Here is a 12,257-nt window from a genome sequence, read left to right on the forward strand (position 1 = left end):
GGGCGGCGGTACCGTCCCGTCCGCCGACCGGGTGGGCCGCCCTCGCGCACCGGACGCGCCTGTCCGCCCGTGCGCCGCGGGCCGCCTAGCGTGGGGCGATGCACGCCAAGCCGATCACGCTCGCCCTGGCCGCGGCCCTGCTCGCCGCCCTCGCCCCCGGCGCCGCGCACGCGGCCGCACCCTCGACGACGCCGCCCACGACGAGCGCGCCCCGCCACTGCCCGAAGGACAAGTGGCCCTGGGACTGCGTCGCCGAGTGCGAGAGCGGCGGGCGCTGGGACGCCAACACCGGCAACGGCTTCTACGGCGGACTGCAGTTCTGGCAGCCCACCTGGCGGGAGTTCGGCGGCCTCAAGTACGCGCCGCGCGCCGACCTCGCCACCCGCGCCGAGCAGATCGCGGTGGCCCAGGAGGTGCTGGCCGTACAGGGCTGGGAGGCCTGGCCGGTCTGCTCCAAGCGGTACGGGCTCAAGGGCCGCATGCACACCGTGAAGCCGGGCGACACGCTCTCCTCGATCGCCCGCAAGTACCGCGTCAAGGGCGGCTGGCGCGGCATGTACGACGCCAACCGCAAGACCGTCGGACCCCGGCCCGACCTGCTGCGCGTCGGCACGCTGCTGGTCATCCCGAAGGGTTCGGCCCGCGCCCAGGACGCGGACCGCGGCCCGGCCGTGTTCGGTCCGCCGCTGTCCGACGAGCCGTCTCCCGCGCCTCACCGCTGAACACGACCGAGCCGCGCCGCAGTTCGTACACCACTGCCGCCCGTCCGCGCAGGGCGGGCGGCAGCCGCTGCTCGGCGAGGACCACGCACGCGCCGAGCCCGCCCAGCAGTGCGTACGTCCGTTCCGCGAGCGCCGGTGCCATGCCCTGCGCGGGCTCGTCCACGAGCACCACACGCGCGTGTGCCGACAGGGCGCGGGACACGGCCAGCATGCGCTGCTCGCCGCCCGACAGGGTGCCCGCGCGGCGGTCCAGCAGGGGCCGCAGTCCGGGGTAGGCGCCGAGCGCGGCGTCGGGGTCGCCGAGGGCGAGGTTCTCGCGGACGGTCAGCGAGGCGAACACCGCGCGCCGGTCCGGCACCAGGCACAGTCCCCGCCGGGCCCGCTCGTGCGCGGGCAGGCCGGTCACGTCCACGCCGTCCCACACCACCGCGCCGCCCGACAGCGGCACCGTTCCGGCGAGCGCGCGCAGCACGGTCGTACGGCCGGAGCCGTTGCGGCCGAGCAGCACGGTTACGCCGGGGCCGGCGGCGGCGAGCGTGACGCCGTGCAGAGCCTCCAGGGGGCCGTAGCGCACGCGCGCGTGACGCAGCGAGATCGTCGTCATCGGCGGACCTCCGTGCCCGGGGCGCCGGGGTCCGGGCCGGCGCCGAGGACGCCGTCGGGCGGGCCGGACGCCACGACACGGCCCGCGGTCATCACGTGCACGACGTCCGCGACGCCGGCGACGAGATCCAGGTCGTGCTCCACCACCAGCAGGGCCGTGCCGTCGGCGGCCAGCGCCCCGAGGACCCGGGCCAGCGCGGCGACCTCGTCGGCGTCCAGGCCCGCGGCGGGCTCGTCGAGCAGCAGCACCCGAGGGGCGCCCGCCAGCGCCCTGGCCAGCTCCACGCGGCGCAGCGTGCCCGTGGGCAGGCCGGCGGCGGGCGCCGCCCCGTCAAGCCGGAACAGCCGCAGCATCCGCTCCACGGCGGCCGGATCGGCGACGCGGCCCTGCTCGGCGCCCACCCGGACGTTGCCGGCGACCGTCAGCGACGGGAACACGGCCAGTTGCTGGAAGGTCCGGGCGACGCCGAGCCGGGTCCGGGCGTGCGCGGGCAGCCGCGTGATGTCCCGCCCGGCGAACAGCACCTGCCCGCGCGCGGGCCGCACGGTCCCCGCCAGACAGTGGAACAGCGTGCTCTTCCCGGCCCCGTTGGGCCCGACCACGGCGGTGACCCGCCCCGACCGCACCTCGACCGACACCCCGTCGAGGGCGACGAACGCGCCGTAACGGACGTGCAGTTCACGGGCGGCCAGCAGCACGGGGCCGCCGGGGTGACGAGGGCCGCGGGGGCGGCTCCGGGACGCCGTCGGCAGGGACAGGCCCGCCCCTGGCGCGGGGGCGCCCGCCCGGTCCGGGCGCGGGTGGCGTCGTGCCGCCGCCGTCAGCGGTGACGGACCCGCCCCCGCCGCCTGGGCGTCGGCAGTCGTCCGGGCGGCTGCCCGCTCCTCGCGCAGGCGGTGCCGCACCGCCGAGCCCAGGGGCGTCAGACGCGCCCCCGGCGCCGGGACACCCGTCCGTCCGCCCGGTCGCGGGCCCGTCGACGCCCTGCGCCAGGCCTCGGCCGGGCCGTTCGGGAAGTGCGCCACGAGGAGCGCCAGGGCGCCGATCACCGCGGCTGCCACCCCGCCGCGCGTGCCCGCGTCGAGGCCGACCAGGAGGGCGGCCGCGGCCAGCGCGCCCAAAGTGCTGTCGGCGCCCAGGACGACGACCGCGGCGAACCACAGCAGGCCGCGCACCGGGTCGTAGGCGGCCGGGTCGAAGGCCCGCAGGCCCATGCCGAGCATGCCGCCGCCGAGCGCGGCCAGCGCGGCGCCCGCGACGAACGCCAGCAGCTTCAGGGACGGCACCCGGACGCCCGCAGCCGACGCCCCCCGCTCGTGGTCCCGCATCGCCGCCAGGGCCCGCCCCGTACGGCCCCGGCGCAGCGCCCGCGCCGCGAGCAGGGCGCACGCCAGCAGGACCAACTCCAGGACGTAGTACGCGCGGTCGCCGACGAAGCCCGCGGGCCGGCCCAGGGACAGTCCCGCCGTGGCGTAGGGCTGCGCGAAGACGAAGCGGCTCACGCCGACGCCCACCGCGAACGTCGCCAGCGCCAGCGCGAGGCCCCGGCGCCCGATCGCGGGCCACCCCGTCAGGAGGCCGAGGGGCGCGACCAGCAGCACGGCCGCCGTGAGCGCCGCCAGTTCCGGCAGGCGCGGCAGCCCCGGGAAGCGGCCCGCCGCCAGCAGCGCCGTGAACAGGGCGCCCAGACCCGCGTACGCCGCCTGCCCGAGCGAGACCTGGCCGCCGCGCCCGGTCACCACGACCAGCGACAGCAGCACCACGGCCAGCGCGGGCACCTGCACGGACGTGTGCAGGTCCCGGCCGGCGAAGCCGAGCGGCAGCAGGAACAGCACCCCGGCGACGATCCACGCGCCGGGCGGCGCCGGCACGCGCGTGGTGACCGGGCGAGGCAGCGCGTCACGCGCACCGACACCCGGCAGCACCAGGGCCGCGACCAGCAGCGCGACGACGAACAGGTTGGCGCCGACCGCCTGGAGCAGCGGCTCGGCCCAGCCCCCGGGATGCAGCCGCGTCAGCTGGCTCTGCGCCACGCCGACGCCGAGCGCGACGCCCACGGCCACCGGCAGGCTCCGCATCCGCGCGGCCACCGCCACCGCCACGACCTCCATCACGAGCAGCGGCAGCCCGTACGGGTCGAGCCGCACGTACGGCGCCAGCAGCACGCCCGTCAGGCCCGCCGTGAACGAGCCGAACGCCCAGCCCGCCGCCGCCACCCGGTCCGCGTCGATCCCCGCCAGCACGGCCAGTTCACGGTCGTCCACGACCGCCCGCAGCTCCCGCCCGAACCGCGTCCGGCGCGTCACCGCCCCGACGCCCGCCGCCAGCACGGCCACCACCGCCAGCTGCGCCCACGGCCCGCCCGCCGGGAACACCTCCGGCGCGTCGTCCCGCGCGCCCTGCCCCCACAGCAGCGCCGCCCCGCCCACCAGCAGCACGAACACCCCGAGGGACGCGACCAGGGCCCGCGCCGGGTCCCCGCCGAGCACCGCGAGCGGCCGGAACACGAACCGCTCCAGGGCCACCCCGAGCCCCGGCGCCACGACCAGCAGCGTCACCGCCGCCGCGAGCCACAGGGGCCACCCCCACTCCACGACGCAGCTCCGCAGCACGTACGCGCACACCATGGCGATCGCCCCGTGCGCGAAGTTGAGGACGCCGGTCGCGCGGTACGTGACGACGAGGCCGATCCCGGTGAGCGCGGCGGCGGCGCCCACCGACAGACCGGCGAGCGTCAGGTCGTACGTCAGCGAACTCATCGGCCCCGGAGGTCAGTCGTCCGCGGCGGCCGGCTCGCAGATCGGGCACGGGTCCAGCTCACCGCTCGCCAGCAGCGCGCCGTCCACCGGCACGGCCTCCGCCTTCCCCGCGACCAGCGGACAGTCCGCGCGGTGCCACAGCGTGCCGCCCGGCACCATCAGCATCTCTCCGCTGACCGCGAGCGGCGCGCCGGGCGGCCCGCCGTCCTCCGCCCCGGACTCCGCCCCGGCCTCCGGCCCGGCTGCCACCAGCAGCCCGTACAGCTCCTCCACGCGCGCGGCGGCGAGCGCGGAACGGCCGTGCGCGAGCAGCACCGCGCCCGCGACGATCAGGGCCGCGCCGGGCACCGTGCAGGACGCGAGGTAGGGGAGCTGCCGCTCGGCGAACCGCTCGCCGGAGACGCCGTACCAGCCGACGACGCACAGCACGGCGCCGATGGCGAGCGCGGCCCAGCCGGCCCACAGGACGGGGTGCGCGGTCCGCAGTCGGCCTGTCCGCATCGCTGGCTCCCACACGTCGTGCGACCGGCTGCCGGGGCAGGGCCGCCAATGGCTTGCACTATGCCTTTCGGAAGCCGACCCTGGAAGAACCGGGCGCGCACGACCCGGACCGACACCCGGTGGTGAGCCAGATGGTTCTCGGGAGCGACCTCAGGCGGGGGAACGGACGGCGGGGAAGCGGCCCAAGGCCGGCGGGACGGGGTACGGCCGTGGCGGCCGCCCTCCTCCTGGCACTGGCTCCGGCCCTCGCGGCGTGCACCGACGACAACGGCGGCGCCGACGACGGCCCGCCCCCCACGCCGACAGCACGGACCACGACCAGCGCGCCGCCCAGCGCGCCCGCTGACGTGACCGCGGCCGAGCAGGAGGTCAGACAGAACTGGGAGAAGTTCTTCGACCCGAAGACCTCCCTGGAGGACAAGCAGGAACTGCTGGAGAACGGCGACCGGATGGCGCCCGTGCTGCGGGCGTTCAGCGGCGACGAACGCGGCGGACAGGTGGCGGCGAAGGTCCGCAAGGTCGCGTTCACCTCGCCCACCGAGGCGAACGTGACGTACGCGCTGACCCTCAAGGGCGCCACGGCGCTGCCCGACGCGTCTGGGACGTCCGTAGAGCAGGACGGCACCTGGAAGGTGTCCGTCAAGTCCCTGTGCGCACTGGTGCGACTGAGCGGCGATGGCTCGGCGCCGGCCGTACCGGGCTGCTGAGGCGCGAGGGCGGCTCGCGCGACACGCCCTCGTGGCGGCGCTGCTGCTCGTCCTCGGCACGGCCTGCGGCAGCCGCCTGCCCGAGAGCGCCTTCGAGCGCGGCCCGGACCCCACCGCGCGGGCCGGCGGGCCGATCCGTGTCGGCATCCTCACCAGCGCCACCAGCCCGATCGGCGGCAGCGCGTTCACCGGCCCGCGCGACGGCGCCCGCGCGTGGTTCGACCGCCTCAACGCGCGCGGCGGCATCGACGGGCGGCGCGTCGAGGTGCGCCTGTGCGACGACGGCGGCAGCGGCGCCGGCAACAACGAGTGCGTGCGCCGGCTGGTCGAGGAGGACCGGGTCGTCGCCCTGGTCGCCACCACGGTGCTCGACTACGCGGGTGCCGCCCGCGCCTCACGCGCGCGCGTGCCCGACATCGGCGGCCAGCCCATCGGCCCCGCCTACGACACCCACCCGCACCTCTACGCCATCCACGGCAGCCTCGCGCCCCGCGACGGCACGCCCGGCTGGGACGGCACGCTGTACGGCGGCACCGAGGCCTACCGCTACTTCAAGCGCGAGCACGGCGCCCGCACCGCCGCCGTCGTCTCCTACAACCAGCCGGCGTCCGCCGCCTACGCCCGGCTCCTGGAACGGGGCCTGCGGGCCGAGGGCTACGAGGTCGTCACCGAGCAGGTCGACTTCGCGCTGCCCAACTTCCGCGCCGTCGCGGCCGACCTGAAGCAGCAGGGCGCCGACGTGGTCTTCGACGCCGTCGACCGGCACGGCAACGCCCGGCTGTGCGCGGCGCTCGACGACGTCGGGGCCCGCGTCACCGCCAAGGTGACCAACGCGCAGAACTGGACGTCCGCCGTCCCGCGCGACTACAAGGACGCCCCGCACTGCCGCAACGCCCTGTGGGTGACCGGCTCCAGCCGCAACCACGACGACGCCGCGCACCCGGCCGTACGGGAGTTCCGGGACGCGACCGAAGGGCTTCAGACGCGTTCGCAGTGGCAGTTGGAGGGCTGGGCCGCCGCCAGGTGGTTCACCGACGCCGCCCGGTCCTGCGCGCCCGCCGGCATCACGCGCGCGTGCGTCGACGCGTACGTCGCCCGCGCCGACGGCTACACCGCGGGCGGCCTGCTGCTCCCGGTCGCCTTCGAGCGGCTGGCCGAACCGCCGCGGGAGCGCAGGACGTGCCTGTCGGTGGCCCGTTGGCGGGACGGCAGGGGCTGGGTCTCCCAGGGCGAGATGAACCGCACCTGCTTCACCGTCCCGCAACTGCCCTACGAACCCTCCTGACCGGCCTGGTGCCGCTTCGGCTCCGGCTGCGGGATCTCCGCCGCGTACCGCGGGTGGTGCAGGTCGAACGCCGGGGACTCCGAGCGGATCCGGGGGAGCGTCGTGAAGTTGTGCCGGGGCGGCGGGCAGGACGTCGCCCACTCCAGGGAGCGTCCGTAGCCCCAGGGGTCGTCCACGTCGACCTTCTCGCCGTACTTCGCGGTCTTCCAGACGTTGTAGAGGAACGGCAGGGTCGACAGGCCGAGCAGGAACGAGCCGATCGTCGAGATCATGTTCAGCGCGGTGAAGCCGTCCGCCGCGAGGTAGTCGGCGTACCGGCGCGGCATGCCCTCGGCGCCCAGCCAGTGCTGCACCAGGAACGTGGTGTGGAACCCGGTGAACAGCGTCCAGAACTGGATCTTGCCGAGCCGTTCGTCGAGCATCCTCCCGGTGAACTTGGGCCACCAGAAGAAGAATCCGGCGAAGGTCGCGAAGACGACGGTGCCGAAGACGACGTAGTGGAAGTGCGCGACCACGAAGTACGTGTCCGTGACGTGGAAGTCCAGCGGCGGCGACGCCAGGATCACCCCGGTCAGCCCCCCGAACAGGAACGACACCAGGAAGCCCACCGACCACAGCATCGGCGTCTCGAAGGACAGCGAGCCCTTGAGCATGGTGCCGGTCCAGTTGAAGAACTTCACGCCCGTCGGCACCGCGATCAGGAAGCTCATGAAGGAGAAGAACGGCAGCAGCACCGCACCCGTCGCGAACATGTGGTGCGCCCACACGACCACCGACAGACCCGTGATGGCCATCGTCGCGCCGACCAGCATCAGATAGCCGAAGATCGGTTTCCGGCTGAACACCGGGATGATCTCCGTGATGATGCCGAAGAACGGCAGGGCGATGATGTAGACCTCGGGATGGCCGAAGAACCAGAACAGGTGCTGCCACAGCAGCGCCCCGCCGTTGGCCGCGTCGAAGACGTGGCTGCCGAACCGCCGGTCGGCCTCCAGGCACAGCAGCGCCGCCGCGAGCACCGGGAACGCCATCAGGATCAGGATCGACGTGAACAGCGTGTTCCACGTGAAGATCGGCATCCGGAACATCGTCATTCCGGGGGCCCGCATTCCGATGATGGTCGTGACGAAGTTGACCGCGCCGAGGATCGTGCCGAATCCGGCCAGCGCGAGGCCCATGATCCACAGGTCGGGCCCGATTCCGGGCGAGCGTTCCATGCTGTTGAGCGGCGCGTAGGCGAACCATCCGAAGGCGGCCGGACCGGTCGGCACCAGCAGCGAGCCGAGCACGATCAGACCGCCGAACAGGAACAGCCAGTAGGACAGCATGTTCAGCCGCGGGAAGGCCACGTCGGGCGCGCCGATCTGGAGCGGCATCAGCTCGTTGGCGAAGCCCGCGAAACTCGGTGTGGCGAACAGCAGCAGCATGATCGTGCCGTGCATCGTGAACAGCTGGTTGAACTGCTGGTTGTCCATGACCTGCAGCCCGGGCCTGGCCAGCTCGGCCCGCATCAGCAGCGCCATGACGCCACCGACCAGGAAGAACGCGAACGACGTGATCAGGTAGAGGTGCCCGATCTTCTTGTGGTCGGTGGTCGTCAGCCAGTCCACGACCACCCGGCCGTGCCGCTTCCCACGCGGTGTCCGGCCGGGTCGTGCCGCCGGTTCAACGGTCTGCGTCCCCATCGCTCGCTTGCCCCTTCGCTCATCGCGTTCCGGGCCCGCCGACGCCCGGGCCACGCGTGCCCCGGGCTCACGCCATCATGCGCGCGGCGCCGCACATTGCGGCAGGGGCCGTACCGAATCCGTGCCGGAATCCGGCCAATTCCTCTGTGCCGCTCGCGGCCCGGACGGCTCGGGCGCCGGAATGCAAAGGAACCCGGGGAACATCTCACGGCACCTTTCCGCCCGGCTATTCCGACCGGCGGCGGGACACGCGGGAATTACGTTCGAATACCTGCGGAAGGGTTACCGAACCGCTCGTCCGTGTGAGCGGGTCCGACGCGGTCGACTGTCGACGTCCTGTGACAGAAGTGTGACGGGAGAGGTATGTGTGTCCGGTGATCCGGGCCCGGACTTCCCCGCCCGCCGGTCAGGGCATAGCGTGACGGCATGGCACCGAATCCGACTCCACCCGCCGAACCGCAGGACAGTCCGGACGCCTACGTCGGCCTCGCGTCCGAACGGGCCGAGGCCCTCGCGCGCGAGCGCGGCTGGTCGACGGTGAGGGCGCTGCCGCCGGGCGCGATCATCACCATGGAGTACCGCGTGGGCAGGCTGAACTTCGAGGTCAAGGACGGCCTGGTGGCGCGGGCCTGGAAGGGCTGAGGGAAAACGATCGCGGCCCCGGTTCCCGAGAGGGAGCCGGGGCCGTCGCCGTGCGGGGCGCCGCAGTGGTGCCGGTGGGGGTCAGCCGCCCGTGACGGGGCGGGCCGGGGAGCCCGTGCCGCGCCCGAGGCGGTCCGGGTGCGTGGCGTGCGGGTGGGGGCGGCGGCTGCCGGCCGGGGTGACGGGAGTGCGCTCCGAGCGGGCCGTGTGCGGGCCGGGCGCCAGGTAGACCGGGGTGCGGGCCGAGCGAGCCGCGGAGACCGGCTCGCGCGCCGACTCGTCCTCGGCGGACGCGGGGCACGCCGTGACGACGACAGGCACGGCCGGTGCGGTGGCCGCCGCCCCGCGGCCGAGGCGGGCGAACCAGCGGTCGCGCAGTTCCAGGATCCGGGTCTCGGCGCGGGCGATCAGCGGCTCGAACCAGGGCAGCGCCAGCAGGATCAGCAGTCCGGCGACCCAGCCGAGCAGCACGTCGCTCAGCCAGTGCGTACCGAGGTAGACGGTGGCCATGCCGACGCCGAGCGAGGTCACCGCGGACAGCGCGGACAGCCAGCGCCGGGCCCACGGGGTGGAGGCGAGATAGGCCAGGATGCCCCAGGTCACCACGGCGTTGGCGGTGTGGCCGCTGGGGAAGATGTCGCCGCCGAGCCACATCTCGTTGGAGCCGACCTCGGTCGCGTAGTGCGGTCCGAGCCGTCCCATGCCGTACTTCGCGGCGCCCACGGTGACGTTCAGCAGCAGCAGCGAGACACCGAGCGCCAGCAGCGGCCGCAGCGTGTGCTGCCGCCAGGAGCGCCAGCCGAGCCAGGCCGCGATCATCACGGCGGTCGGGCCGCGCTGGCCGAGGACGACGTAGTAGTCGACGAAGGCGTGGAGCTCCTGCCACTGCTGGTACGGCCGGAAGAACATGACCTGCCAGTCGAGGCGGACGAGCCACGAGTTGATGACGACGGCCCACACGATCGCCACGTACACGGCCAGGGTGCCCGCCAGCAGGACGATCCGGTGCCGGCTCATGCGCGGCACGTCGATGTGGGCCGGCCGTTGCGGCTCACGGTCCAGCCTGGCGAACACCCGGTCCAGACGGGTGGGGCTCGTTTCGGTACGCACCCAATCGACGCTACAGGGCGCCGCTGGGCGGATTGGCCAGTGGGAAGGGTTTGTAATGCCTATGTGATGTGGCCTTCGCCTCAAACGGTACTTCTCGCGCGTTCCCATTGGTTCCTTTGCCGTGGAAATTTACGGAGCAAAGGGACCGAACTTCATTTCGCGGTGGATCGGTGTTCCTCCGGGATTTACCGCCGGGCCATCCGGAAGTCGCCGCAGGGACAGCGCAATTGACAGTTCAACGGCATGCTACAGCCATAAAAGGAGGCCGCTCCGGGTCGCCCTCGCGGGTGAATGCGGGGGCGGTGACCTGCGGTGACGCCGACCCTGGTCGGGTCGGGCCGTGAATCCCGAATTCACCCACCCGATATGTCTGTTTCATGGGTAATTCAGAGAAGGTGTCCCAGATCGCGGGGCCCCATCGCGACGCGAAGAGCTGTGGCGTACACCACACCCCACGGGTCGAAGTCTGAGAGGTCCGCCACTCGGCACCCGGACGGACTCGCGTAACCTGACGTGTCACTCGCCTCGATGCGCCGGCCGGGAACCCCGCTCCTCCCCGGCCGAGTCACGGGAATCCCCACCCCGTGAGCCCGCCGACCGCGAGGGAACATCTGGGAGGTACGTACATGTCCGGGACGACCACGGCCGCTGCGCTGCGCCGTCGGGCGGCCGGGGCCGGTGCCAACCGCTGGGTGGTTCTCGTCGTCCTCTGCGTCAGCCTGCTGCTGGTCGCCGTCGACGCGACCGTGCTGCACGTCGCCGTCCCCGCCGTCACCGAGGACCTCAAGCCCGGCGCGATGGAGCTGCTCTGGATCGTCGACGCCTACCCGCTCGTCTGCGCGTCGCTGCTGATCCTCTTCGGCACCCTCGGCGACCGCGTCGGCCGCAGACGCGTCCTGCTCCTCGGCTACGCCCTGTTCGGCGTCGCCTCCGGCATGGCGGCCGTCGCGGACAGCGCCCCGGTGCTGATCGCGGCCCGTGCCCTGCTCGGCGTCGGCGGCGCCATGATCATGCCCGCCACGCTGTCGATCCTGCGGCAGGTCTTCCCCGACCGGCGCGAGCGCGCCCTCGCGATCGGCGTCTGGAGCGCCGTCGCCGCCGTGGGCGCCGCGGTCGGACCGCTGCTCGGCGGCTTCCTGCTGGAGCACTTCTGGTGGGGCTCGGTCTTCTTCGTCAACATCCCGCTCATGCTGGTCAGCCTGCCCGTGGGCCGGCTGCTGCTGCCCGAGTCGAAGGGCGACGGCCAGGGCCCCTGGGACGTGGTCGGCGCGCTGATGGCGGCGGCCGGGCTGTTCGGCATGGTGCTCGGTGTGAAGCGGCTCGGCGGCGGCGAACCGGCCGGCAGTCTGCTGACCGTGCTGCCGCTGGTCGCGGGCGCGGCCCTGCTGGTCCTCTTCGTACGGCGGCAGCGGCGGCGCCCGCAGCCCCTGGTGGACCTCACGATGTTCGGCCGGCCCGCGTTCAGCACGTCCGTCGGGTGCATCGTGCTGGCGATGCTGGCCCTGGTCGGCCTGGAGCTGATCGCCGCCCAGTATCTGCAACTGGTGCTGGGCCTGTCCCCGCTGGAGACCGGGCTGCGGCTGGTGCCGCTGACCTTCGCCGCGATGGCGGCCGGCCTGGCCGGGGCGCGGATGCTGCGGCGATTCGGGCCTCGCCGCATGGTGTGCTTCGGGTTCTGTCTGACGGCGGGCGCGGTCGTGCTGCTCACGGCGATGGGCACCGAGGACGACTGCGCCCTGCTGCTCTCCGGTTTCGTCCTGCTCGGGTTCGGCCTGGAGACCACGCTGTTCGGGGCGTACGAGTCGATGCTGAGCGAGGCGCCGTCCGAGCAGGCGGGCGGGGCCGCCGCCATCGGCGAGACGTCCTACCAGCTCGGCGCCGGAATCGGGATCGCGCTGCTCGGCAGCGTGATGAACGCGGCGTACGCGCCCGGACTCGCCTCCGTGCCCGGGGTGCCCTCCTCGGCCTCGGCCGCGGCGTCGCACTCGCTGGGGGAGGCCTACGAGGTCGCGGCGCGGCTCGGGGGACCCGTCGGCGGCGCCCTGCGCGTCGCGGCGCGGGACGCGTTCGTGCACGGACTGCACGTGACGCTGCTGGTGAGCGCCGGGCTGCTGCTGCTGGGGGCGGTGATGGCGCTGCGGCTGCCGCGCACGATGCACGCGGACGCCGGCGCGGTGGACCTGCCGTCGCCGCGCGAGGCCGAGAAGCCCGCCCACGCCCCGCCGGTCACCGCCCGCTGAGG

10 protein-coding genes are annotated in these 12,257 nt (G+C 74.0%); 5 read left to right on the forward strand and 5 right to left on the reverse strand.

The annotated features are described in order from the left end of the window. Window positions 1-98: 98 nt before the first annotated feature. Window positions 99-722 (forward strand): transglycosylase family protein, encoded by a 624-nt coding sequence (locus ACZ7D7_RS31860; RefSeq protein ID WP_470828852.1) that lies wholly within the window; start codon window positions 99-101, stop codon window positions 720-722. Here the strand turns inward: ACZ7D7_RS31860 and ACZ7D7_RS31865 are convergent. From ACZ7D7_RS31865 to ACZ7D7_RS31875, 3 genes are read right to left on the reverse strand one after another with little or no spacing between them, the layout of a single operon-like run. Then, window positions 622-1,326 (reverse strand): ATP-binding cassette domain-containing protein, encoded by a 705-nt coding sequence (locus ACZ7D7_RS31865; RefSeq protein ID WP_470828854.1) that lies wholly within the window; start codon window positions 1,324-1,326, stop codon window positions 622-624. The genes ACZ7D7_RS31860 and ACZ7D7_RS31865 overlap by 101 nt on opposite strands. Then, window positions 1,323-4,085 (reverse strand): ABC transporter permease subunit, encoded by a 2,763-nt coding sequence (locus tag ACZ7D7_RS31870; RefSeq protein ID WP_470828855.1) that lies wholly within the window; start codon window positions 4,083-4,085, stop codon window positions 1,323-1,325. Before ACZ7D7_RS31870 ends, ACZ7D7_RS31865 begins: the two co-directional genes overlap by 4 nt. A gap of 12 nt (window positions 4,086-4,097) precedes the next feature. Next, window positions 4,098-4,586, reverse strand: a complete 489-nt coding sequence (locus ACZ7D7_RS31875; protein WP_470828857.1) for a hypothetical protein — start codon at window positions 4,584-4,586, stop codon at window positions 4,098-4,100. Window positions 4,587-4,717: 131 nt separating this feature from the next. Here ACZ7D7_RS31875 and ACZ7D7_RS31880 point away from each other — a divergent pair, with 131 nt between their 5' ends. Beyond that, the gene (locus ACZ7D7_RS31880; protein WP_470828859.1) at window positions 4,718-5,293 is read left to right on the forward strand and encodes an MTB12 C-terminal domain-containing protein; all 576 of its coding nucleotides are present in this window, start codon (window positions 4,718-4,720) and stop codon (window positions 5,291-5,293) included. Beyond that, the gene (locus ACZ7D7_RS31885; protein ID WP_470828860.1) at window positions 5,262-6,578 is read left to right on the forward strand and encodes an ABC transporter substrate-binding protein; all 1,317 of its coding nucleotides are present in this window, start codon (window positions 5,262-5,264) and stop codon (window positions 6,576-6,578) included. Before ACZ7D7_RS31880 ends, ACZ7D7_RS31885 begins: the two co-directional genes overlap by 32 nt. Here the strand turns inward: ACZ7D7_RS31885 and ctaD are convergent. Then, window positions 6,563-8,263, reverse strand: coding sequence for an aa3-type cytochrome oxidase subunit I (gene ctaD / locus ACZ7D7_RS31890; protein ID WP_470828862.1), 1,701 nt, complete (start codon window positions 8,261-8,263; stop codon window positions 6,563-6,565). The two genes, ACZ7D7_RS31885 and ctaD, sit on opposite strands and share 16 nt — an antisense overlap. 426 nt (window positions 8,264-8,689) lie before the next feature. On the opposite strand from ctaD, the gene ACZ7D7_RS31895 reads away from it, so the two are divergent. Further along, window positions 8,690-8,905 (forward strand): I78 family peptidase inhibitor, encoded by a 216-nt coding sequence (locus ACZ7D7_RS31895; protein WP_470828863.1) that lies wholly within the window; start codon window positions 8,690-8,692, stop codon window positions 8,903-8,905. An 81-nt stretch (window positions 8,906-8,986) separates the two neighbouring features. Here ACZ7D7_RS31895 and ACZ7D7_RS31900 read toward each other — a convergent pair whose 3' ends face one another. Next, window positions 8,987-10,015 carry a phosphatase PAP2 family protein gene (locus tag ACZ7D7_RS31900; RefSeq protein ID WP_470828865.1) on the reverse strand — a complete coding sequence of 343 codons (1,029 nt, stop codon included), beginning with the start codon at window positions 10,013-10,015 and terminating at the stop codon, window positions 8,987-8,989. A gap of 626 nt (window positions 10,016-10,641) precedes the next feature. Here ACZ7D7_RS31900 and ACZ7D7_RS31905 point away from each other — a divergent pair. Continuing rightward, entirely contained in the window at window positions 10,642-12,255 is a 1,614-nt protein-coding gene (locus ACZ7D7_RS31905; protein WP_470828866.1) for an MFS transporter, read from the forward strand. Window positions 12,256-12,257: the final 2 nt, after the last annotated feature.

It is taken from the genome of Streptomyces sp. NPDC037054 (assembly GCF_055606745.1).

Coding starts and splice junctions, on each gene's coding strand:
- ACZ7D7_RS31860 (WP_470828852.1), top strand. CDS start 99: ATGCACGCCAAGCCGATCACGCTCGCCCTGGCCGCGGCCCTGCTCGCC.
- ACZ7D7_RS31865 (WP_470828854.1), bottom strand. CDS start 1,326: ATGACGACGATCTCGCTGCGTCACGCGCGCGTGCGCTACGGCCCCCTG.
- ACZ7D7_RS31870 (WP_470828855.1), bottom strand. CDS start 4,085: ATGAGTTCGCTGACGTACGACCTGACGCTCGCCGGTCTGTCGGTGGGC.
- ACZ7D7_RS31875 (WP_470828857.1), bottom strand. CDS start 4,586: ATGCGGACAGGCCGACTGCGGACCGCGCACCCCGTCCTGTGGGCCGGC.
- ACZ7D7_RS31880 (WP_470828859.1), top strand. CDS start 4,718: ATGGTTCTCGGGAGCGACCTCAGGCGGGGGAACGGACGGCGGGGAAGC.
- ACZ7D7_RS31885 (WP_470828860.1), top strand. CDS start 5,262: ATGGCTCGGCGCCGGCCGTACCGGGCTGCTGAGGCGCGAGGGCGGCTC.
- ctaD (WP_470828862.1), bottom strand. CDS start 8,263: ATGGGGACGCAGACCGTTGAACCGGCGGCACGACCCGGCCGGACACCG.
- ACZ7D7_RS31895 (WP_470828863.1), top strand. CDS start 8,690: ATGGCACCGAATCCGACTCCACCCGCCGAACCGCAGGACAGTCCGGAC.
- ACZ7D7_RS31905 (WP_470828866.1), top strand. CDS start 10,642: ATGTCCGGGACGACCACGGCCGCTGCGCTGCGCCGTCGGGCGGCCGGG.